This window comes from Vibrio sp. IB15 (assembly GCF_016406055.1).
GTDB lineage: Bacteria > Pseudomonadota > Gammaproteobacteria > Enterobacterales > Vibrionaceae > Vibrio > Vibrio chagasii.
This window is the reverse complement of sequence record NZ_JAEFCE010000074.1, coordinates 1-21,948: the sequence shown is the minus strand read 5'-3', so window position 1 is coordinate 21,948 and position 21,948 is coordinate 1. Positions and strand designations below refer to the sequence as shown.

Below are 21,948 nucleotides of genomic sequence, written 5' to 3'. Positions count from 1 at the left end.
CTTAGCCATGACTGGCTTAATTATAAGCAGATACACAATTTAAATTACAGGCTCCAGGGCCGCCCGCCGCATAACGCCATAAAGATCGAAACTAACGGATAGTAAAACTACCAAGTGTCGCGAATCATTCTTAAACAAATTTTTAGCAATCAAACTCTAACACCATTGGAATATCAACCATTCCTTGGCGATTTCTAACGCCTTCTGTGCGTTTAAAACCAAAACGCAAATATACGCTTTCCGCATTTACCGCAGAGTTAACCGTAAATAGACCGCTATTACCGCTTTCTAATGCTTTTTGTTTAACAGTTTCCCATAATTGACGGGAGAGCCCATGACCTTGAAAATCATCATCTACGAATAGATGGTACAGATGTGACTTGTCTCGTACTCCAGCTACACCAACGACTTAATTATTCTCGGTTACTGCAACAACATAGTTATAGTTTGTAGACAGATATTTTTCCATGTTTTTCTCTGACATTGAATCGAGCAAAATACTGTGTACCGACACATCACAAGTTGGGCAAACATATTTGTTTGTTAAAGGTAAGATCAACTCACTGATTGCCTTTGCATCACTAATTTCTGCATTCCTGATATTGATGCTCACTATTCCCCCTGATTGCTAATCGCTTGCTATCTATTAAACCGATACTAGAGAAGATACACATTTACACTCAACACGATCAATACGTCCTCTGTAGCTTATGCTTTATCACTTCACAAAATACAGAATTCTTACGCATAATAGCCCTAAAGCTATGGCTCATCTGGGGTGAATACGCCCATTGTGGAAGGCATAAAGACGGCCTCTAAAACGGTAGAACTGTATAAACCCTCATTATAATTATGTATCGTGGGCTTTTCATTTCGATAGCTTTACGGTATGGCATGGGAGAGATTTGCTAAGAGTGTGACGATGAAGCCGGCATAAATAAGACGTATTTCGGCAACTTATATTTTAGCTGTAGTGGCGAGTGCTACCTTAAAGGCTCTCAGTCAAGCAAATATGCACTAACGCTCACCAACACTCGACAAAAAAGATCGCTCTTTGCCTATCTCTGAAGCGCCTTGCAACAAGATCTGTAAACCTACGTCGGGCAGACCATACAATCAATGCTATGCCCCTTTCTGCTACATCCTGAAGAACAAACTCGCCATAAGCCTCCTTTATGGTCAAGCATCCACCGTTTTAAGACATTAATCTACCAGCCACTTTATAATGAATAGAGGGAACATTTTAGTTTTGCGCGATATTCTTGGTTATGCCGATATCAGTATGACAATGCGCTATGCCCTCTTAAAACCAGCTCATTCATCTAAGGCAATTAATCTATAATTCTTGTTAAAAACTTTAACCAGCCTTGAGAACATTTAGCTCGGCTGTCGCCACTTGCCAAATTTTAGGTAAAACAGTTTCACTATATGCACACAGTAACCTATCAACACTACCTGAGTACTTGTCCATCGCCAAGTGTGAAGACATGCCGTAGAACTTAAAGGAACGAAAATAAATTAAAAAAGACAACAATTTGACCAAGAGACCTATGTAAATAAAAATAGTTAAAAAGACAATTTATCCCCATAAATAACGCTGTTTTTACAATGAATGCCGCCATTTTTGCCGCCACTTTTTAAGAGTGACTCAACCAACAAAAAAAGCCAGCACTGAATCCATCAACACTGGCTTTTGTTTAGTTAAACCGATGAGAGGGTTAGTCTACAAAATACGGCAGTTGTTCTTCAGTCAGAACACTGTCTTTCGCAAAGTCAGTGTGGTCTGTTACCTTGCTCACGTTCCAGTTAGATAAGTCTTGGTTAAAGGCCTTCGTATCACGAAACATGTATCTCATACCCACAACATTCGATGTATCCCAATCACCTATATCTTGATTAAAGGCACCTGCGTTATAAAACATGCTAACCATACTTGTCACATTCGATGTGTCCCACCCACTTATATCTTGATTAAATGCTTGTGCGCTAAAGAACAGGGCTCTCATACTTGTCACATTCGATGTATCCCACCCACCGATATATTGGTTAAAGGCACTTGCACCACTAAACATATAACCAAAATCCGTCACATTTGATGTATCCCAGGCACCTATATCTTGGTTAAAGGCGCTTGCATCCACAAACATAAAAGACAAATTCGTCACATTTGATGTATCCCAGGCACCAATATCTTGGTTAAAGGCACTTGCACCAGCAAACATATATTTCATAACCTTCACACTGGATGTGTCCCAAGTACCAATATATTGGTTAAAAGCGCTTGCCTCATCAAACATAAAATTAAAAGCCGTCACATTCGATGTATCCCAAGCACCTATATCTTGATTAAATGCTTGTGCTCTTAGGAACAGGCCTTCCATGCTTGTCACATTCGATGTATCCCACCCACCGATATTTTGATTAAAGGCACTTGCATGACTAAACATATATTCCAAATTCGTCACATTTGATGTATCCCAATGACCGATATTTTGATTAAAGGCTTCGGTGTGCTGAAACATATGGTTCATCGCCGTCACATTCGATGTATCCCAATGACCTATATTTTGATTAAAGGCTTCTGATTCAAAAAACATGTAGCCCATATCAGTCACATTTGATGTGTTCCAGTGACCTATATCTTGGTTAAATAATTTTGTGGCTCCGAACATCCAGCGCATATTCGTCACTTTAGATGTATCCCAATAACCTATATCTTGATTGAATGTACTAGCCCCCTTAAACATTTCGTACATTCCTCTGACATTCGATGTATCCCAATAACCTATGTCTTGGTTAAAAGATTTAGCTCCTTTAAACATCCAAGCCATGTTCGTCACATTTGATGTATCCCAATCACTAATATCTGTATTAAAAGAAACTCGGTCATAAAAAACTCTACTCATATCCGTCACCTGTGTTGTGCAAAATCCTATGTGGCCTTGCTCTAATTTATCGAGCAACGTCTCGTTTTTTATTAGGGTGTTATCCACCACCACATAGACTTGCCCGTTTTCAAGCATCACGGAGTTAACAGGTTGGTCAGGGCATTTTACTGAGATATCTACAGCAAATGCGGTTTGGCTAGCGAGCGCAGCGGCGCCCACGAGAAGTGAGGTTATGGTTCTTTTCATTGTATTTTCCTAGGGTTGAATAGACGTTATTGTGTAAAAGTTGGAAGGCTATCTTCAGACAGACCACTGCCTTTTGCGAAGTCGATATGGCGTGAGACGCGCTTGACGTCCCAGTGGGTTAAGTCTTGGTCAAAGCGCTTAGCGCCGGAGAACATGCGGTCCATATTGGTTACACGAGAGGTGTCCCAACGGCTGATGTCCTGATTGAAGTATTGGTCTTTAGCAAACAGGTCACTCATGTCTTTCACGTGAGTGGTGCAGAGTAGGATGTTGCCATCCAGAAAGTTTTGCCAGTAGTCTGAGTTGCGAATGAGTGCGTCGTTGACGACCACAAACAATTCATCTTCTTGAACCATGACGGTTCCTGGTTTATTTGATTCGCAGGTCACCGTTTCTGGTTCACTGGCAAAGGTGTGGCTACAAATCAGCAGCGCACAGGCGGAAATAATCGAACGTAGTTTCATAGTTAAAACCATGATTTAATTAAAATAAGTTCGAAATGATACAGAAAGCTCGCTGGTTATCTTCACTTTTTCAGATGGAGAATAATCCTAATTATATAAATTGAGTCCCTCCCCCAAAAAACCACTCAGATTAATGGCAATCAAGTTATCAAGGGCCACACACTCCAAAAATCAATGGTTTTAAAATATCTATTCACTTTTGATATGAAACAGGTTACCCTTCCGCGCGCATTTTGCGCCCATCTCATAAATATAAAATTGGTAAAAATATAATTATGGCTTTAACCCACCCTTTAACACTCACTGCGTTGAGTGCTGCTTTGTTATTCAATAGCTTTTCTACCTATGCTGATACTGTTTCTTGCCCGGATGCCGAAATAGGTTCGGTATTTATTGAAAAGCAACGTTTATATATGGTTGCAGATGATCGTATTGTCGGTCAGCAAGATAAAATTAACGCTCTCCAACAAGGCTATTTATACTTTTGTACTTCTCAAGTAACCGACATGAGTAACCTATTCCAAGGGAATAGTACGTTTAGTGCAGACATTAGTGACTGGGATACATCCAACGTCACCAATATGGCTAACATGTTCCAAAACGCCAGTGCCTTTAATCAAAACATCAGTGACTGGGACACATCCAACGTCACCAATATGGCTAACATGTTCCAAAACGCCAGCGTCTTTAATCAAAACATCAGTACTTGGAACACCAGCAATGTCACCGATATGACGGATATGTTTGTGGGCGCAGATGCTTTCAGTTACGACACCAGCAGTTGGCACCAATCAACAGTAAGCTGCTTAGATAAAGACGTCGGTGAAAGATTTAGATATAAAAACATGGATTATCTCGTGGTTGATGATAGAACGATCCGCCTACCCGAAAATCAAGATGACTTGGTCAGCGATAGCGTGCGTTTTTGTACCTCTCATGTCACCAATATGAGAGGCTTGTTCCAAGCAAACTGGACACACAAATATCCACACTTTAATGTCGATATCAGCGATTGGGATACCCATCAGGTGACGACTATGAAAAGTCTATTTAGCGGTGCTAAAGACTTTAACCAACCTATCGGTAACTGGGATACGTCTAAGGTAACCGATATGTCGGAGATGTTTGCTCTTACTGAAGCCTTTAACCAACCTATCAGCGACTGGGATACGTCTCAGGTAACCAGTATGCGAGGTATGTTTTATAAAGCTGAAGCCTTTAACCAACCTATCGGCGACTGGAACACGTCTAATGTCACCAGCATAGAATCGATGTTTTCGTATGCCCGCGCCTTTAACCAACCTATTGGCGACTGGGATACATCTAAGATCACTGATATGAAACGCATGTTTGAGATGGCTGTTGACTTTGACCAACCTATCAGCGACTGGGATACGTCTAATGTTACCGATATGAGCAATATGTTTAGCGGTGCTAAAGCCTTTGACCAACCTATCGGCAACTGGGATACGTCTAATGTTACCGATATGAGCTGGATGTTTGACGATGCTAAAGCCTTTGACCAACCTATCGGCAACTGGGATACATCTAATATCACCGATATGAGCGCTATGTTTTATGGTGCTTATGCCTTTAACCAACCTATCGGCGACTGGGATACATCTAAGGTCACCGATATGAGCTATATGTTAAGCGATGCCCGCACCTTTAACCAACCTATCGGTCACTGGGATACGGCTAAGGTCACCAATATGAGCAATATGTTTGACAGGTATTCAAAGTTTAACCAACCTATCGGCGACTGGGATACATCTAAGGTCACCGATATGAGCAGAATGTTTGCCAACTATTCAAAGTTTAACCAACACATTGGCGACTGGGATACATCTAAGGTCACCAATATGGAAGAGATGTTTATGACATCTAGAAAGTTTAACCAAGATCTATCCGGTTGGGATGTCAGCCAGGTTACATCTTCAACTAATTTCGCCCAGTACAGCCAATTAGAGCAAGGGAATTACCCACAGTTTAACCAATAATTAAGGGTTCTGTGTAGACACCAGTCACTGCAGTGTATTGCAGTGGCTGGTTTTTATTTTAGTACTCGACAAAAAATGAAAGACCTCAACAAAAGTTGGGGCAAATATACGTTAGTAAGCTTGAACATCCCCATTTTGTTTTATTCAAAAAACTATTGCACTTGATAACTCCCCGCAGAGCTGCCGCCTGTTAGCTTTCTAACAGGGTTTCACTGAAAAAAGAATTGCGAAAAATTAAGGTCGAAAACGCTGCAGGCGTGTAGAAAAAATGCATTTTCCGTAGGTTGTGTGCTTTCTATGGTACTGTACGACGGGCACAAAAAAGCCACCGTAGGGTGGCTGTTGATGGGAGTTGCAGTTCAAGCTTGATATTAAGGCATTAGATCGATTGACATTTACCTTTTACTGCCATGTCGACTTTTGAAACTTCAGCTTTACCTTTGCTTTCGTCGACTAACTCCACGCCAGCACCGCCAACAAACACACCCATTTTGATATATTGGTTAACGAAGTAATTGCGGCCTTCTTCAGTGTAAATAGTTAAATGATTCTCAGAAAACTCCGATTCTGTACTAACTTGATGCTCTTTATTACCTTCAACTTCATGGTAGAAGAAGATACCTGGAGCAGTCTCACCTATACATTCGCCATCAACATAAACATATTTTTTAAGTGCCGCTCCAACAAAGGCATCTTCGCGATATACGTAAATACCAGAGCTACCTTTCTGAGGAGCTTCAAATGATTTAGCTTGATTCGAAACTGTCGAATCAGCGGTAGGTACTGAAGCACAGCCTGATAAACCTAAAAGGAGAGCAGAGCACAAAATTACCTTATTTTTCATATTATTAACCTAGCTACTATAAAAATCGCGCCAAACATACTATATAAAAATGAGTTGCTTGATAAATATATTTTAAATTTGTGATTCAGCTAGCGTAATAACGCTTTGCTAAGGAGTAAGCAACGCAACACCTATGCCGTCGCATAACATATGAGTACCCAATTACTCTTAAATGTTTGCTATGTGTGGGCCTCGAGATGCCGCTTCAAAGACCCCAACAAGAAATCCCAAACCTGCGTTTTCATGAGATTATAGAGTTCCTCTGAACGAATGTTACTTTGTACTAACTTTAATTCTGTCCCAACTGGAGTTTCCGACAGAGAATAGCTAATTACTAAATGGTTCTCCGGGGTTCGCTCTGTTCCGTGATTATCACTCCAGTAGCGATATGAGTAGAGACTCGGCCTTTCCAGAGTTTCAATTGTCCCATGGTCAATAAACGGGGAGCCATTTACTTCACCTTTGTACAAAACTTCAGAACCAACTTCCCACGTGCTTACAACTTCATTCAATGGGAAATACTTGGGGATCTCATGACAACTCGTTAACGCCTCAAAAACCCTGCGTTTTGGAGCATTGATTTCGATTATCTTCTCTATATCATACACTTGCTAAAATCCTATAATTTGTCAATAGCACAACCCCACGTCAAGGTGCGCAAGCTGTGTGCCATAATGTGGAGCGAAGCGAGACCGGTACATGTTTGGCGTCACTCTTAAACGTTTTTTTAGGCGTTTTGGACGCCAACTATAGAAAAGTGGTGACTAGCGATCTTGAAACCTTCGCGTAAATAGAACTTATGTGCTGGAAAACGCTGAACACCAGAATCCAAATGTATTTGTTCGCAACCGCTTTCTAAAGCATATGCTTTAAACCAATCGATAATAAATTTACCTACTCCACTCGAGCGAAATTGCGCATTAGTTACCAAGTCTTCAATGTAAATATGCTTACCCCAAGCAAGCTTTTCACCTACGCTAAAGCCCGCTGCTGCTAGGACGCCTTCTGGCGATTTGACATAGACGACTTGGTAACCATTTGATTGTTGTTTCTCGATCTGACCAGACAAAGTATCTAAGTTGTAATTTGGGCGAAGTTGTAACAGCACTTCTAGGACTGACTCATAATCAGAATTTTTCTCTAAAAATTGTACTTCCATGTGTTCTCCATTTTGACGGCTAAAGAATGACATGGATTCCCCCTGACGAGGATCTGCCACAACCATGTGGTACTTAAATACATCGGAGGCACCATGTCTGATTATTCTTCTTTATGCGGTACCGACCTAGCTAAAAACCACTTTAGTCTTCATGCCGTATACCAAAACGGTAAGGTCATACTTCATAAGTCAGTAACTCGCTCTAAACTACTGACTACAATAGCAAATATGCCACTCATGCGTATAGGCCTTGAAGCGTGTGGTGGTGCACATTATTGGGCAAGAACGCTCAATAAACTGGGTCACGACGCACGTATTATGGCCGTTAAATACGTAGTTCCTTATCGAACTAAGGGAAAGAACGACCTTAATGATGCTGTCGCTATCTACGAAGCTGTTCAGCGTCCATCTACTAAGCACACTTTGGACAATTGTGGGTTCGGCGTTTCAAACATTAACGATACATCATAGAGGGGCGATATCCGCAACCTAGTACCAACTCCCCGATAGTTGTCATACGATTAACCGAAAAGTGTAATGGTTAAAGCTGACACTATTAGCCCAAATATCGATATGCAGAGCCTCTTTGTTACAGTCTCATTATACTTATACCAACCAATCAAAATTGAAAACACAGTCGAGAATCGCCTGAGCGAAGATACAAAAGCAACGTTTCCTATCGAAGCAGCTTGATAAAATGTCAGTAAAGTTAGTAGGTGAGCCAGAGCGGGGACAATTAAAGAAGAGAAGTCACTTAAACTTATAGTCGATGGCCGTATTCTGAGCAGAAAAGGCAAATAATATAAGAACATGACTAAGCATATGTGCGCCGTCCAATTAACAGCTCCAATCTGACCTGATCCGCACCAGCAGTTTTGGACACTGAGTTAAGTGAGTAGAATCACTAATGAGGTGAACCATGACAAGCAAGAAGAAACGTATTATCCATTCTCCTGAATTTAAAGCAGAAACCCTGAAGCTGGCGGAGAAAGTGGGAGTCGCTGCAGCCGCAAGACAGCTCTCATTACATGAATCTCAGATCTACGGTTGGCGAAAAGCCACAAAGAAGAATTCTAATATTAGCCAACGAGAACAAGAATTGGCCGTTGAAGTCGCTAAGCTAAAGAGGCAGTTGGCAGAGCAAGCAGAAGAGCTAGAAATCGTAAAAAAGGCCGCCACCTACTTCGCGAAAAATCTAAAGTAAATTGCTATGAATTTATGCTCGAACACCTGCTGAGTTTCAGTATTTCCCGTATGGCTAAGGTGTTCAGAGTTTCTCGAAGTGGGTTTTATTATTGGGTTGAGAATCGCCACAAGGCGATTCAACGTGAGACAGAGCGCCAAAAGCTTGATATCAAAGTAAAAGAAGCCTTTGACGTTAGCAAAGAACGAGATGGCTCAAGACGTATTCAGAAAGAACTGGCAGAGAGCGGTGATAACCATAATGTTAAGACCATTGCCGCCAGTATGAAACGTCAGGATTTAGTAGCGAAAGCAGCACGCAAGTTTAAGTGTACAACAGACAGTAAACATAAAATGCCCGTTGCTCCGAACTTGCTCGCTCAAGATTTTAACGCAACGGCTCCAAATCAAAAATGGGCAGGAGACATCACCTATGTGGCCACAAGCGAAGGCTGGCTGTACTTAGCTGTCATTATTGACCTCTATTCAAGACAAGTTATTGGTTGGTCAATGAATACGAGAATGACGGCCTCACTGGTCTGCGATGCCTTATCAATGGCTTTATTTCGCCGAGGTTTCCCTGAGCAGGTTATTACTCATAGCGATCGAGGTAGTCAGTACTGTTCGAAAGACTATCGAGACCTCATCAGTAATTATAATCTAAGGCAAAGTATGAGTAGGAAAGGAAATTGCTGGGATAATGCTTGTGTTGAGAGCTTCTTTCATTCTATGAAAGTAGAAGCAATCCAATATGAACCGATCATGACGAGAGAGCAGATGCGTCAAACGATCTTCGAGTACATTGAGGTTGATTATAATCGAACGAGAAGGCACAGTGCTCTTGGGGACCTAAGCCCAATGAACTTTGAAAAACAAAATGTCGCTTAGTTAAGTGTCCAGTCTGACTGAAGCAGATCAAATGGCTAAAAGAGCGCCAAGCGCATAATATGACCCACAAATTCTCTTAACAGTACGAATCATGCTTTTACTCGTATCTAGTTGCATTGACTATAGCTCCTGAGTTAATTTGTCAGATATCACTATACCAGTGATTAAAGTAAATAACGCCCTGCTAAGGGATACTCTTGGCCACGCCGATATCAGTATGACAATGCGCTATGCCCACTTCGCCACCAGAGCATCTATCTGAGGCAATTATCCATAACCCTCTCTCAAACCTGTAGCCTGCCACCAGAACATTTTTGCTCGGCTGTCGCCACTTTGTCGCAATTGCTAAATTTCAAGTAAAAAAAGAGCCACTTTAAAGTGGCTCAATTCTTAAAGATTTAAACAGTTGTTTTAAACGTTACTCTTTACCGAATACGTTGTTCTCTTGCTCTTGTACACGGATGAAAGTCGTACGCTTAGTTAGCTCTTTAAGCTTCGCTGCGCCTACGTATGTACAAGTTGAACGTACACCACCAAGGATGTCTGAAATCGTGTCATGAACGGTGCCACGGAACGGAAGTAAAACAGTTTTACCTTCAGCTGCACGGTACTTAGCAACACCACCTGAGTGCTTGTCCATCGCCGACTGTGAAGACATGCCGTAGAACTTCATGAATTGCTTGCCGTCTTTCTCAACAACTTCACCACCTGACTCTTCGTGGCCTGCTAGCATACCGCCTAGCATTACGAAATCAGCACCGCCACCGAACGCTTTAGATACGTCACCAGCACATGAACAGCCACCGTCACCGATGATCATGCCACCAAGGCCGTGAGCCGCGTCGCCACACTCGATGATTGCAGAAAGTTGAGGGTAACCTACACCAGTTTTAACACGTGTAGTACAAACTGAACCTGGGCCGATTCCAACTTTAACGATGTCTGCACCTGCTAGGATTAGCTCTTCAACCATATCACCTGTAACAACGTTACCAGCAGAGATTACTTTGTCTGGGAACTCTGCACGTACTTTCTGTACGTACTCAACTAGGTGCTCTGAGTAGCCGTTAGCGATATCAATACAGATAAATACGAAATCTTCGCTAAGCGCCATGATTTGCTTAGTTTTCTCAAACTCAGCTTCAGAAGTACCTGTTGATACAAATACGTTGTTCAGCGTTTTCTTGTCTGCTGTTTTTGCGAACTCAGCCCACTGCTCTACTGTGTAGTGCTTGTGTACTGCAGTCATTACACCGTGCTCTGCTAGAGCCGCTGCCATTTCGAAACTTGCTACCGAATCCATGTTCGCTGCGATTACTGGTACACCAGACCATTGACGACCGCTATGCTTGAATGTAAACTCGCGGGTTAATTCAACTTGAGAACGACTTTTAAGAGTAGAACGCTTTGGGCGGAATAATACATCTTTGAAGCCTAACTTAAGTTCTTGTTCGATACGCATGATAATTTGTCCTGTAATCATATTACGTGTCGTGCGTTTTCGGTAAGCGTTGGCAGACGCTTTACTGAGTTTCGGACACAAAAAAACCGGAGCGTTGGCAGACGCTCCGGTTTTCAGCATTATAGGCTGTGATTTACTAACAGCAAGTCTGATATTTCATTTTTTTTTGTGCTATCCTCTCAAAGATTCCATATCTGGTAAAAGCTCCCCGATCCTACTTTTCGACTAAATTCTTAGTAATTAATAACTTAACAACACATTCGCGCAAACGCTGTCGGTTTATTGCGCAAACGTTTTCCTTTCAAATTCGACTAAAAAACGTTCGATAAGGCAAATTTGTGAAAAAAGTGCCCTTTAATCACATAAAAATCACACTTTTCTTTAATCAAAAAATGCATTTTTTCTTAAATAATTTCATTTTTTTCTGACTTTTTTCGCTTCGCGAGCCGATCTCAGCCCTCTTTCATTAGCCCTGAAATTTATAAAGTATAAAGACAAGATCGATTAACACGTTCGAAACTTGGATGAGCGGGGGTAAAGTCCACAGAATATGGCTTGTTAGATATGCTTATTTATGAAAATCCATCGAATACAAGCCGCTGTTGATAGAGCCTAACAACAGCTCGACTAAAGTTAACGAACACAGAACGCCTTCTTTAATCCGAACTCATTACTACTAAATCAGATACAAAATGGCCAAGGGGATTAACCTTGGCCATTTTTACTAGTGTTCAGAGTGCTCTTATAAGGCGATTCAATTTTCACCTTAAGGTACGTTAAGTCTTTTTCTGAGACATCAGAGCTTCAGCAGTCGCGTCTTGAATCGACAAGAACAAGGATGTCACTTGCCCAGTTGGAGAACGCATTGGGTTAAGCGTGACGTTCTGATACATAAAGTCGGCTTGCTGAGTTACTGGCCTCACGTTACGGCACTTAAACAGATAAGGCCTTTGTTGCCACGTAATAAAGCTACGACAGCCTAAGTCATAAACCGGTTTTGTTTTAAGCCTAAACCACTCTTCTGGGATTTCAGGGAACAGTTCAAAGATCGATTTACCAATCGCATCGTGCGATTGCTTACCGCTATGGTGCGTCATGAAACCATTCCAAACTTGCACCTCAAAATCACGATTGATGACCACCAGCCCCATATCGACGTTTTGAACCATGTCCACCATCCAGTGGAACTGTTCAAATTCAGCAGGAAGATTCAGCATATTAAAACTCCTCCATTAGGTAGGCCAATTTATTGTCTAGAAGAGGCAGAGACTCGTCAACAAACATAAACAGAAGGTCACAACGGATAGAAGTACCATCAATGTTATAGCTGACTTCGAAGGTCATGGTCTTCTTGAACGAACCACTCGTGTTTTCGATAACAGAATCAATCGAGATGTGCTGCCCTAGTAGAACCGGCGAACTCTGGAAGAAACGAACCTCGGACTGCTCCCCTAGCCCGTTAAGGAAAGAGCCAACGAGAATATTCGACACATCCATCAGTAATTCTAACTCTTCCAGCTCTTCACTTTCAGTCGGAACCTTCATGAGCTTTTTAAGATCGCTCACACTGGAGTCACTGAGCAATACTAACGCTTCACCTGCAATCCCCTCTCCACTGAAGCCTTGGCAAACACCGGATACTTGGTCGTTGTCAGCCAAGTCACGAAGTGCCATGTGCAATTCGCTCACTTCAAAGATGTTCACGTTCGGCAATGGTAAGTGAACGAATACATTAAAGTGGCGCGCCAATGCATCTGCTGCTCGACCTATCGCAACGTTCGCAACTTCCATATAGATGTCACGTCGGCGCAGAATCGGTAACTCTAGCGGTGCTGGCGTAATAAGTTGAGGCTGTTTTGGTGGCTCAACATGCTCACGTAAAATCGCTTTTAACGCTTCTTTATCAATCGGCTTTTTCAAAAACGCTTTAGCACCAAGGTCCATGACCTTCTGCTGCGCTTTTGGTTGGATATCACCAGAAACAACCACAACGGGTGTGGTGTCACCTAAACGTTGCATCTCTTCCAATGTGCCATAGCCATCTAATTCCGGCATGGTGAGATCAAGGAACATCAGTTTGAACTGGTTTTGAGCTAGCTCTTCAAGTGCATTAAGCCCATGAACAGCAAAAGTTATATCTGCATTTAGAGAACTAGGCAGTGATCGAGCCATCTGCTTCCGTGCTAACGCAGAATCATCACATATAAGAACTGGGAACGACATAAATGCACCACTGATAAATCAAAGCTAATTCGGACGAGTGTAACAGATCATTATGGTATCAGGTACGGGGTGAATAGATTTATATGTCGATTATTAATAAGAATGATAAGACGGACAGGTGAGCGATTATTTTGAGTGATTTTTCCTAAAAAACAATATGCTACAAGGGCTATAACAACTATCTTTAGTGAACATAACAGCATTATTTTATGAAGTGCGAGCCTTAACAACGAAGTTTATTAAAGCTCAATACTGATGGTTAAGTTTCGATGACCTTACGCAACGACGACGGTTTACAACTGATAGCTCGGCCATAGAATAAGCAGCGCGAAGCGAATGATCACCGCAAACACCAATAATGCAATGCCCAAGCGATACCACTTATACTCTGCAACGCTCATTGGAATACGTTTATAAAACATAGTGATCACGCCTTTCCAATCACTACTGCGTTTTCCATACTGCATCACACTCGTTAAGACAAACAGTGCACCAAGTACTAACATTCCTTTCTCAGCCCAGAACAATCCAACTTCCATTTGTATATTCCTTGATATAACGGTGAGCGACTCAAATCATTCTAGTCACCTTTTAGCTCGGTTTCTGTAAGACCAAGGTCTAAGTCGTTCTGTGCTTAGACGAGCGCAAGTAAGTGAACGCAATGAACTCGGCAAATTAAACTGAACAACATGTTCATATCGAGTTCAGCTTACTTACCTATACTCATGTTTCCACTAACAGGAGAAACTCAATGAAATCACTGAAAAAGTCGCTTTGTGTATTAACTGCTTCAGCTTTACTCGTTACCGCTCCGTTTGTGAGTGCCTCATCACCACAACAACCGCCACAACCAGCAGTGAGCCCATTGCAAATGGTTATTGCTTCTTTAAACCTAAGTGAAGAACAACATGCGGAAGTCATATCTCTTATTGAAGACTATCAATCTGATCGAACAAAGATTGATATGAATAGCGCGATAGAACTTAAGAAGAAGCAGGTCGCCCTAGTGACTCAGCCTGAATTCAATGAAGCTGAGATGGAAAAGGTCATTGATACGGTTCAAGCGACCGAGAAGTCGATGGTGATGCAAGAGATGCGTCTTAAGAACAACATCTACAACGTGTTAACTGAAGAGCAAAAAGAGCAGTTCAAAACCATAATGAAGTCTGCGCTCTCTGATGGACAGTGAGCACACAAAAGTCGAACCTAGCTAACCATAGCGCCCCCTGATTCCTGATATTGATTCACTCCCCCTTGAATCAATAAGACAAACAAAAGCCACAGTATTGTCTGTGGCTTTTGTTTGTCAGTAATAATCTCACTGAGAAAATTAAGAGTAAGCAGAACAACCGATATTTGGAGCCTTGCTGTTTTTGTTAAGCACAACCATCAAATGAATAAGCAGCAGAATGCCTGTCACTCCCAAGCCAACACCAATTCCGCCCCAGATTCCGGCCAATTCAAACTTGGGCATTAAGTACCAAGCTGCAGGTAGGCCAAACACCCAGTAACCAATTGCCGTCATCACCGTAGGCATAGAGACAATCTTCATCCCTCTAAGCAGGTTGATTGCTAACAACTGCCAAGCATCAACGATAAAGCAGAGTGCAACAACCCAGATAACCGAGGCCAATAGCGATGTCATTGCTCCTGTGCCGTCGTCTAGCTTGAAGATAGAAGCGATCATCTCAGGCCATATGATGAACACGGCAGACAAAGCGACACTCAACACTGACACTAATATAAAGCTTTGAATCGAAGTTCTTTTGATGCCTTCATAGTTGCCTGCGCCATAATCACGGCCAACCAAAATTGCCGCAGCTTGCGAGAAACCGAAGTTGAAGTTCCAAGTAAAGCTTAAGCATTGCAGTAAGATTTGATGCAACGCCAGAGAGGCTATGCTGATCGTCCCTGCCATTAAGGTGCCACCATAAATCAAACCATGTTCAAGCAACGCTGCAATCGCGATAGGTAAACCCATCAATAGCAAAGGGCTCATCAACTTAAGGGAGTACTCTTCTGTGTGTAGCCAAGGGGCGAACGGTTTGAATTCGTCACGTTTAAACACCCAAACCGTGTATCCAATCATTACGATGAATGCCGCAATAGCCGTACCTAAGCCCAAGCCTGTTAAGCCCATATCTAACTGGAACGTGAGAAAGTAACTCACTGGCACATTTAAGATCACAGTGATAATCGACATCACTAGAATAGAGCGCACATTACCAAACGCACTGGTTAAGCCGCGCAGCACCAATAAAATAAGCGAAGGCAACATCACCCATTTTAGAGCGTGCACATACTCCATCGCTAAGGTAATCACTTCCTGTGGTTGCTTGGCAGCTTCTAACACCAAAGGTGCTAACCAAAAGCTTGTCATTAAGAGTGCACTAAGTACAAACGCCAGCATGGTTGCGCCTTTCACAGCCAACCTAATTTGGCTATTACCAAATTCAGGGCGAGCGACTCGTTGACCATAAGCAATAGCGATCAGGTTTGCCACACAACCAACTGTACTGCTCGCAATAATGAAGATAAAAAAGTAGATAGACGCGCCTAAGCCACCAGCAGCAAGGGCTGACACGCTGATTCGCGACATCATCCAAACATCAGTAAGGACTAAAGCCATGGATATCAGCTGTGAAATGATCAAAGGGAATGCAAGAGTCAGTATTTTTTTCATGAGCGCCTCAGTTAATTTCGCCCAAAATACGATCGATGTGACTAGCGTTCAATTGATAAATTTGCGACTCTAACATTCCAAAAACTCATGCGAACGAATTATGACCCCATATCCTAGTTTGCCTTCCTCACATAATGGCTTAAAAGCCTTTGAAGCGGCAGCGAGACTGATGAGCTTTACACTTTCCGCCGATGAGCTCAACGTGACACAGAGTGCAATCAGCCGTCAGATCAAACAGCTTGAAGATGAGCTGAACGCATCGCTGATCATTCGTAAGCATCGAGCCATTGAATTAACGGTACAAGGTCATGATTTGTATGTCGCTTTGCGAGAAAGCTACGGCAATATCGAATCGGTTATCGCTTCTTGGAGAGAACCGAAGCAGAAGCGCATAGTGATAAAGGCAACCTTGAGCTTCGCTACGCGCGTGTTGATCTCCAAAGTTCGTGAATTAAACGAGCGTTACCCAGATTACGAGATCGTGATCGTTCCTGTGATTGAAGAAGATGAAGCGATCAACAGCAGTGAATACGACCTGTTGATCTTCCACACTCGATTCAAAAAACGCTATGACAACGCGCCTGACATCACTTTCTTGCGTGAAGAGTTCATGGCGCCAGTCTGCTCTACGAGCTTAACGAATGCTGCTGGTTTGACTAAGCAAGATACCGACCTCGATTCGATCTTAACCATGCCGAGGCTGCACCCAACCTTAGATCATCATGATTGGAAAGTATGGCTAGCCGATGTTGAATCGCCACCGAAAAAGCCCGTCAGGAATACCAGCTTCTTATCTTTGGATATGGCACTCAGTGCGTGCTTATCTGGTGAAGGCGTCACGGTGACAGATTTGCTTTTGGTTTTACAAGATCTGCAGCGCGGTTTCTTATATTGCCCAGAGAATGCCAAGATCCAGAACAGTGCGTGGACTTACTTCATGCACCAACGTACTCACACGCCTATTATCAACGACCTTATTGAATGGCTTAGGGAAGAGACAGCAAAAGAGATCGAGTTACTGAAAGCACTATCTCATCAGAACCATTGGTTTGGTGTAATTACCGATTAACAAGAGCGATAGACCTTAAACCCAGATACGAATAAGCCACAGAACGTGCTGCGGCTTATGCTTTTTAACAGTGTTGTTCGATCTATAGAATAAGCATTAAAGCTTAAACATACGCGCACTGCGTGGTGGCAAGTTAAACGTATGATAGCGAGAAGAAATAGTTTCTGTCGCGCTGCTTAATACGTCTTTGTATTGAACATGCCAATTGAACTCGTGTTGGTAAGTATCAACAGTCACACCACGCGTTTCTCCACATTTGTTTATCCCAACTACCCCTTCTTTACCACGCTTAAACAGCAAAGTGCACTGGTCACTTGAAATCATGGTCATTGTTTTGCCTTGCATCGCGTTATGGAAGCTCAACATATTTTTCATTGTCTGGCTATTCCAAACATTACCCCAACGACCATTATCTTTATCTTCTGAATCAGGAAGATCATCACTGTAGATCAGCGGCGTGCCGCCATCTTTACCAAGGATATACGCATACGCTAGCTGCTCATCTTGCGGATCCATAATTTGGTAACGGAAGCCGTCGTTGGTTGGAATGTCATGTGTGATAGTAAAGATAATGGCACGGCTATCAGGCAATGCTTGTCCGTAAGCTTGTGGATCGTGCAATTGGTTTAAACCGCCGCCCATAGAAAAAGCTGCTCTAATCGAAGCAAACAACGGGAAATCGTACGCTGAGTGGTTGGTGTTGTTGAAGTAAGGGGCTAAGAAAGACTCATAGCCACTGTTCCCTGCCCCACCACTGGTAATCACCTCACCAAACACATGCATGTTCGATGTGATTTCAGGCGTAAATACTTGGTCGATTTGGTACTGGCTCATGTGTTTCACCGCATCAATGCGGAAGCCCTTGATACCCATCTCTTTTAGCGCCTTCAAATACAAACGTTGCTGTGACACTACCCAGTTGTTTGGGTCGAGATCGGGTAGCCCAGTATCGCCATCAGCACCACACAAACGCCAGTATTGAACATGTCCCGGATCGTTCCAGTCTGTAATACAGCCTGCAGCATGGAAATCGTTAGCCGAAACAAAACCTTGCGCTAAGTTGCCGAAAAGAGTCTGGTCAGCATAGTAGCTTGAGCGGCTGGCATACTCGTTTAGCACTTCTGTACCAGGGTAGTTCAAGTCACTTCGCTTCCAGCTTTCATTCGCCATGTGGTTGAGTACAACATCCGCGTACACATCAACACCGACACTTTTCAGCGCGGCAATCATTGCTGCTAGATCTTGTTTATTCCCCAATGGAGAATCAATCGTGCGTAGATCTTGTGGTTGATAACGCGCCCACCATTGGGTGCCACTGGATTTCATTGCCGGAGCAACCAGAACTTTCTTATAACCAGCTTCGGCAATTTGATTGGCATTAACTGTCACATCTGAATATTTCCAGTTAAATGCATGCAAAATGGTATCGGCATAAGTCGCTGAACTAAAAGAGCAAAGCGCAAGTGTGGATATGAGTAAGGTATTTATTGGCTTCATAGAACATATCTCTCATTACAAATTCACAGGAATGATATGAGTGATAAGGACAATTAAAACGTCCTATAAATCAGAGTTGGATTAGCGTCACCTTCTGTTGATGTTGATTTTATAAAACTGAGCCATAGTCGATATTATGTGAGGCAAAATGTGATGTAAGTTAGGCGGTACATTGATGTATCCGTACCAAGTAGAAGAGTAGAAATGAGAATTAATTGAATCAAGTTGACGAGAAAAAGACAAAGGCTTTGGTCGGCTCTCCTAAACTAAGCTATGATTCCTTTTCCCTCAACCGATTGATATTTTTATGCCTTCTTTCTCTTTTACAATGATCCCTGTTGGGGTTCGATTCATGCTCCTCTCCGCTTTTGGGTTCGCACTGATGTCAGCCTGTGTGAAATACATCAGCAACTATGGCATACCTGTATTTGAGATCGTTGCGGCAAGGGCGTTAGTGTCTTTGATCATTAGCTATATCGACGTAAAACGAAAAGGCATTTCTATCTGGGGTAACAACAAACCACTGTTGTTTGTTCGGGGTGCAGTCGGCACTGCAGCGCTGATGTGTGTGTACTACGCCGTAACCACGTTACCGTTAGCTGAAGCGACCATTCTACAATACGTACACCCCGTATTTACTGCCTTGCTTGGCGTGTTATTCCTCAAAGAACGTGTCCAAAAATCGACTATGATTTGCATTGCGTTCTGTCTAGCGGGCTTATTGGTGATGGTACAACCAAGTATGAACAGTAACGTAAGCAGCGATTTGCCGTTATTCAGTATTCTGGTGGCATTACTTGGAGCGTTTGGTAGCTCAATTGCTTATGTGATTGTGCGAAAGCTGAGCCAAACAGAAGACAGCTCTGTCATCATCTTCTACTTCCCATTAGTAGCTCTACCGATATCGACAGCGCTTATTTGGAACGACTTTGTAATGCCAAACCTATTCTTAACCGTGATGTTGGTTTTGGTTGGGGTATTCACTCAAATTGGCCAATACGGTTTAACCAAGGCAATGCAAACTCAAGCAGCAGGAAAAGCTTCGGCTTACTCTTATGTTCAAATCGTCTTCTCTGCACTGTTAGGCGTATGGATCTTCAATGAGATCCCTTCAGTATGGACATATCTTGGTGGTGGTCTGATTGTGACTGGCGCACTTATTAATGTGTTTGGAAAGCAGCTATTGGTCCCGTTCAAAGCTAAGTAGAACATCGAGCGAAAGAACAATTAGCTAATCAATCTAAAAAGGCATTGCGGAGTGTTCCAAAATGCCTTTTTCAGTTTTCCTACCTAACGATTCTGCTAACTTGTAGCATTTCTCAGCTTAGGATCATCACTCAGATATTCAACGAACTCGATTTCAAAGCCAGCTGGATCTACAAAGTAGACATTTTTTCGATAAGGTTCTTCAGCGCCAGGTTTGGCAATAGGGAAACCCGCATCAATTAGGCGTTGGGTCACGCTTTCAATATCATGAGTCACATAGGCGAAGTGTGCTAGACCAACAGAGTGGCCATCTAAATCTCGATTCTCCCCCTCACCATGATCACTCATTGCGATATACTGATACTCATCTCCGAAGTGTAACCAGTTACGTGGCTTACCTGACCATTCGCCCTTTCCTTCATCACGAACATACCAATGAGGGAACGCCGCTTTGTAGAAAGTCAGCATTTCTGGGATGTCTTTAACGACTAAATTTACATGTTCAAGTTGGATCATTCTTCTCTCCTTAAAGTATTCTCGTAAGCAACGTTGCATATCCTAATACCTCAAGTTAAGTTGAGGTAAAGCGTTAATTTGCATTTATTTAGAGAACGTTTTTAGAGCCCAGATAATTATCGTTTCTGAAGTACAAACTTTAAGTTTAGACGACCTCAAACCTGATAACTGACCTCAACCTTAAGACGCCAACAAACCTACTAGATTCCCTCAAATTTGGATAAAAAACCAGTTTACTATTCAATATTTAAACGTATTAACATCCCCTTATTGACTGATACATCAGCTTACACTTCGCTTTCATATTAGCCAGCAACACTGATCTGGGTTAATAAACTGGTTTCACAGCACCTTTATTGTTAATTAAGTCAAATAAATATATAAGGAAGTTACAGTGAAAAAAGTATTAGCATTGGGTATTGCAGCAGTAATCTCGGTTCCAGCAGTCGCCGACCACAACACAATCGATGGTATGGATTTCGGACCACTAGCAAAGTTAGTTGGTACCTGGAAATCCGTAGAAACTGGTGGTATTGATGTATCACCAGGTCAAGAAGGGACTGATGTGGGTGCAGGAGGCCCTGCTGTCACACCATTTTATGAAGTAATGACGTTTGAAGTAGCCGCTGATGCAACCAACGCCAGCGACCAATATCTCGTTGCGCTTTACTATAAACAGGAAGTATTCCGAAAGGCCGACGATTCTAAATTCCACGATCAACGTGGTTACTTCATCTAAGACCAAGAAAATCAGATCGTCTACAACTCTTACTGTGTGCCACGCACCACATGTGTCACCGCGGAAGGCCCTGCTGGCGACACGATGACCTTGGTCGCTTCTAAACGCGGTATCGCCAAGTCTGAATACATGACAGACAACGTCACCACCACAGACTTCACCATGAACATCAGCATGAACATCAGCATCTCAGACGACACGCTGACTTACTCTCAAACCACAGGTTTGGAGATCTACAACAAAGCCTTCGCACACACCGATTCAAGTACACTAATTAAAGTGAAGTAGACTCAAATACAAACGCCTTTCACAACGAAGTGAAAGGCGTTAATTGCGACTATAGTTATCACTATCTAAACAGCTATTCTCCCTTTTTACCTCAATAGATTATCACCCTCTTTCTTATCCTTTTACCACTAGAGGCAATAATTAATATTCCACGAAAAAGTTAGTAGTGGCTGATTGAAATAAATAGAATGTAAAATAAATATTATGTCATTTAATGCGAACCATTACCCTAAATTAGATAAAGCTACATTAGATGAGATATTTAACAAAATAGTTAATTAACTATAGTGAAGAGCAACATTAATATTGATATTTAGATTAGTTTAACAATCTAGGATTAAGATATAGCTCAAAGCTTCAATGTTTATATAAAATATTTATTTCAATATTATTGAACCTATTTTTCGTTCCGTTTACATTCGTCTCCGCATAACATAAATCGATAACTACTCACCAAAAACACTCAACCTCAACATACTTTCATGTATTGGGTACTTGAAAACGATAACAACTTCCCTACATCATCAGGAACTTTAATAGGCGTTGTTGCCTAAATCAGTTGAACCTTTTTCGAGTCCTGCGATCTGATCCTTT

At 42.3% G+C, this 21,948-nt stretch carries 18 protein-coding genes and 5 pseudogenes; 9 read left to right on the top strand and 14 right to left on the bottom strand.

The genetic code is table 11. From position 1 onward, the window contains the following. Positions 1 to 142: 142 nt before the first annotated feature. A pseudogene (locus JC606_RS23455) lies at positions 143 to 394 on the bottom strand (GNAT family N-acetyltransferase); the annotation flags it as partial. A gap of 593 nt (positions 395 to 987) precedes the next feature. Here JC606_RS23455 and JC606_RS23450 point away from each other — a divergent pair. Continuing rightward, positions 988 to 1,342, top strand: a pseudogene (locus JC606_RS23450) (site-specific integrase); the annotation flags it as partial. Between the two features lie 376 nt (positions 1,343 to 1,718). Here JC606_RS23450 and JC606_RS20480 read toward each other — a convergent pair. Together JC606_RS20480 and JC606_RS20475 are read right to left on the bottom strand one after the other, a co-directional pair. Further along, positions 1,719 to 3,134: a BspA family leucine-rich repeat surface protein gene (locus tag JC606_RS20480; RefSeq protein WP_198779321.1), complete on the bottom strand. Its 1,416-nt coding sequence runs from the start codon at positions 3,132 to 3,134 to the stop codon at positions 1,719 to 1,721. Positions 3,135 to 3,160: 26 nt separating this feature from the next. Further along, entirely contained in the window at positions 3,161 to 3,598 is a 438-nt protein-coding gene (locus JC606_RS20475) for a BspA family leucine-rich repeat surface protein (RefSeq protein ID WP_198779320.1), read from the bottom strand. 275 nt (positions 3,599 to 3,873) lie between these two features. Here JC606_RS20475 and JC606_RS20470 point away from each other — a divergent pair, with 275 nt between their 5' ends. Next, positions 3,874 to 5,598: a BspA family leucine-rich repeat surface protein gene (locus JC606_RS20470; RefSeq protein WP_198779319.1), complete on the top strand. Its 1,725-nt coding sequence runs from the start codon at positions 3,874 to 3,876 to the stop codon at positions 5,596 to 5,598. 379 nt (positions 5,599 to 5,977) lie between these two features. On the opposite strand, the gene JC606_RS20465 is transcribed toward JC606_RS20470, so the two are convergent. The 3 genes from JC606_RS20465 to JC606_RS20455 form a co-directional block, all read right to left on the bottom strand. Beyond that, positions 5,978 to 6,442, bottom strand: a complete 465-nt coding sequence (locus tag JC606_RS20465) for a DUF2846 domain-containing protein (protein WP_198779318.1) — start codon at positions 6,440 to 6,442, stop codon at positions 5,978 to 5,980. Between the two features lie 179 nt (positions 6,443 to 6,621). Then, positions 6,622 to 7,050 carry an SRPBCC domain-containing protein gene (locus JC606_RS20460; RefSeq protein ID WP_198779317.1) on the bottom strand — a complete coding sequence of 143 codons (429 nt, stop codon included), beginning with the start codon at positions 7,048 to 7,050 and terminating at the stop codon, positions 6,622 to 6,624. A 119-nt stretch (positions 7,051 to 7,169) separates the two neighbouring features. Continuing rightward, positions 7,170 to 7,601, bottom strand: a complete 432-nt coding sequence (locus tag JC606_RS20455; protein ID WP_198779316.1) for a GNAT family N-acetyltransferase — start codon at positions 7,599 to 7,601, stop codon at positions 7,170 to 7,172. Between the two features lie 93 nt (positions 7,602 to 7,694). On the opposite strand from JC606_RS20455, the pseudogene JC606_RS20450 reads away from it, so the two are divergent. Then, positions 7,695 to 8,018: pseudogene (locus JC606_RS20450) on the top strand (IS110 family transposase); the annotation flags it as partial. A gap of 104 nt (positions 8,019 to 8,122) precedes the next feature. On the opposite strand, the gene JC606_RS23710 reads toward JC606_RS20450, so the two are convergent. After that, a complete protein-coding gene (locus tag JC606_RS23710) occupies positions 8,123 to 8,452 on the bottom strand; it encodes an EamA family transporter (protein ID WP_443083686.1) in 330 nt (109 codons plus the stop codon). A gap of 68 nt (positions 8,453 to 8,520) precedes the next feature. On the opposite strand from JC606_RS23710, the gene JC606_RS20440 reads away from it, so the two are divergent. Further along, positions 8,521 to 9,671, top strand: a protein-coding gene (locus tag JC606_RS20440; RefSeq protein ID WP_198779314.1) for an IS3 family transposase whose coding sequence is annotated in 2 segments (ribosomal slippage) — positions 8,521 to 8,764 and positions 8,764 to 9,671 — 1,152 coding nt in all. Because the reading frame shifts where the segments join, the coding sequence is not laid out codon by codon here. 172 nt (positions 9,672 to 9,843) lie between these two features. Next, positions 9,844 to 9,967, top strand: a pseudogene (locus JC606_RS23445) (site-specific integrase); the annotation flags it as partial. A 122-nt stretch (positions 9,968 to 10,089) separates the two neighbouring features. Here the strand turns inward: JC606_RS23445 and JC606_RS20435 are convergent. The 4 genes from JC606_RS20435 to JC606_RS20420 form a co-directional block, all read right to left on the bottom strand. Then, a complete protein-coding gene (locus JC606_RS20435) occupies positions 10,090 to 11,133 on the bottom strand; it encodes a GMP reductase (RefSeq protein ID WP_063523785.1) in 1,044 nt (347 codons plus the stop codon). A 776-nt stretch (positions 11,134 to 11,909) separates the two neighbouring features. Beyond that, a complete protein-coding gene (locus JC606_RS20430) occupies positions 11,910 to 12,350 on the bottom strand; it encodes a PAS domain-containing protein (protein WP_102424405.1) in 441 nt (146 codons plus the stop codon). A 1-nt stretch (position 12,351) separates the two neighbouring features. Continuing rightward, complete coding sequence (locus tag JC606_RS20425) at positions 12,352 to 13,356, bottom strand: response regulator (protein ID WP_032498090.1); 1,005 nt, start codon at positions 13,354 to 13,356, stop codon at positions 12,352 to 12,354. Positions 13,357 to 13,649: 293 nt separating this feature from the next. Beyond that, positions 13,650 to 13,895, bottom strand: a complete 246-nt coding sequence (locus tag JC606_RS20420; RefSeq protein ID WP_102424407.1) for a hypothetical protein — start codon at positions 13,893 to 13,895, stop codon at positions 13,650 to 13,652. A 212-nt stretch (positions 13,896 to 14,107) separates the two neighbouring features. Here JC606_RS20420 and JC606_RS20415 point away from each other — a divergent pair, with 212 nt between their 5' ends. Next, positions 14,108 to 14,545: a Spy/CpxP family protein refolding chaperone gene (locus tag JC606_RS20415; RefSeq protein ID WP_137406770.1), complete on the top strand. Its 438-nt coding sequence runs from the start codon at positions 14,108 to 14,110 to the stop codon at positions 14,543 to 14,545. Between the two features lie 141 nt (positions 14,546 to 14,686). Here JC606_RS20415 and JC606_RS20410 read toward each other — a convergent pair whose 3' ends face one another. Then, on the bottom strand, positions 14,687 to 16,039 hold the full coding sequence (locus tag JC606_RS20410; protein WP_198779313.1) for an MATE family efflux transporter: 1,353 nt from the start codon (positions 16,037 to 16,039) through the stop codon (positions 14,687 to 14,689). 100 nt (positions 16,040 to 16,139) lie between these two features. On the opposite strand from JC606_RS20410, the gene JC606_RS20405 reads away from it, so the two are divergent. After that, positions 16,140 to 17,108, top strand: a complete 969-nt coding sequence (locus JC606_RS20405) for a LysR family transcriptional regulator (protein WP_198779312.1) — start codon at positions 16,140 to 16,142, stop codon at positions 17,106 to 17,108. A 96-nt stretch (positions 17,109 to 17,204) separates the two neighbouring features. On the opposite strand, the gene JC606_RS20400 is transcribed toward JC606_RS20405, so the two are convergent. Next, the gene (locus JC606_RS20400) at positions 17,205 to 18,605 is read right to left on the bottom strand and encodes an alpha-amylase family protein (RefSeq protein ID WP_198779311.1); all 1,401 of its coding nucleotides are present in this window, start codon (positions 18,603 to 18,605) and stop codon (positions 17,205 to 17,207) included. Between the two features lie 307 nt (positions 18,606 to 18,912). Between JC606_RS20400 and JC606_RS20395 the strand changes: the two genes are divergently transcribed. Beyond that, positions 18,913 to 19,812, top strand: coding sequence for a DMT family transporter (locus JC606_RS20395; RefSeq protein WP_198779310.1), 900 nt, complete (start codon positions 18,913 to 18,915; stop codon positions 19,810 to 19,812). Positions 19,813 to 19,907: 95 nt separating this feature from the next. On the opposite strand, the gene JC606_RS20390 is transcribed toward JC606_RS20395, so the two are convergent. After that, positions 19,908 to 20,327, bottom strand: coding sequence for a VOC family protein (locus JC606_RS20390; RefSeq protein ID WP_137406765.1), 420 nt, complete (start codon positions 20,325 to 20,327; stop codon positions 19,908 to 19,910). A 394-nt stretch (positions 20,328 to 20,721) separates the two neighbouring features. Between JC606_RS20390 and JC606_RS20385 the strand changes: the two are divergent. Next, a pseudogene (locus tag JC606_RS20385) lies at positions 20,722 to 21,354 on the top strand (heme-binding beta-barrel domain-containing protein). The last annotated feature ends 594 nt before the right edge of the window (positions 21,355 to 21,948 follow it).

Excerpts from the sequence above, each read along its gene's own strand:
- JC606_RS20480 (WP_198779321.1), bottom strand. The coding sequence starts at position 3,134 with ATGAAAAGAACCATAACCTCACTTCTCGTGGGCGCCGCTGCGCTCGCT.
- JC606_RS20475 (WP_198779320.1), bottom strand. The coding sequence starts at position 3,598 with ATGAAACTACGTTCGATTATTTCCGCCTGTGCGCTGCTGATTTGTAGC.
- JC606_RS20470 (WP_198779319.1), top strand. The coding sequence starts at position 3,874 with ATGGCTTTAACCCACCCTTTAACACTCACTGCGTTGAGTGCTGCTTTG.
- JC606_RS20465 (WP_198779318.1), bottom strand. The coding sequence starts at position 6,442 with ATGAAAAATAAGGTAATTTTGTGCTCTGCTCTCCTTTTAGGTTTATCA.
- JC606_RS20455 (WP_198779316.1), bottom strand. The coding sequence starts at position 7,601 with ATGGAAGTACAATTTTTAGAGAAAAATTCTGATTATGAGTCAGTCCTA.
- JC606_RS20435 (WP_063523785.1), bottom strand. The coding sequence starts at position 11,133 with ATGCGTATCGAACAAGAACTTAAGTTAGGCTTCAAAGATGTATTATTC.
- JC606_RS20430 (WP_102424405.1), bottom strand. The coding sequence starts at position 12,350 with ATGCTGAATCTTCCTGCTGAATTTGAACAGTTCCACTGGATGGTGGAC.
- JC606_RS20425 (WP_032498090.1), bottom strand. The coding sequence starts at position 13,356 with ATGTCGTTCCCAGTTCTTATATGTGATGATTCTGCGTTAGCACGGAAG.
- JC606_RS20420 (WP_102424407.1), bottom strand. The coding sequence starts at position 13,895 with ATGGAAGTTGGATTGTTCTGGGCTGAGAAAGGAATGTTAGTACTTGGT.
- JC606_RS20415 (WP_137406770.1), top strand. The coding sequence starts at position 14,108 with ATGAAATCACTGAAAAAGTCGCTTTGTGTATTAACTGCTTCAGCTTTA.
- JC606_RS20410 (WP_198779313.1), bottom strand. The coding sequence starts at position 16,039 with ATGAAAAAAATACTGACTCTTGCATTCCCTTTGATCATTTCACAGCTG.
- JC606_RS20405 (WP_198779312.1), top strand. The coding sequence starts at position 16,140 with ATGACCCCATATCCTAGTTTGCCTTCCTCACATAATGGCTTAAAAGCC.
- JC606_RS20400 (WP_198779311.1), bottom strand. The coding sequence starts at position 18,605 with ATGAAGCCAATAAATACCTTACTCATATCCACACTTGCGCTTTGCTCT.
- JC606_RS20395 (WP_198779310.1), top strand. The coding sequence starts at position 18,913 with ATGCCTTCTTTCTCTTTTACAATGATCCCTGTTGGGGTTCGATTCATG.
- JC606_RS20390 (WP_137406765.1), bottom strand. The coding sequence starts at position 20,327 with ATGATCCAACTTGAACATGTAAATTTAGTCGTTAAAGACATCCCAGAA.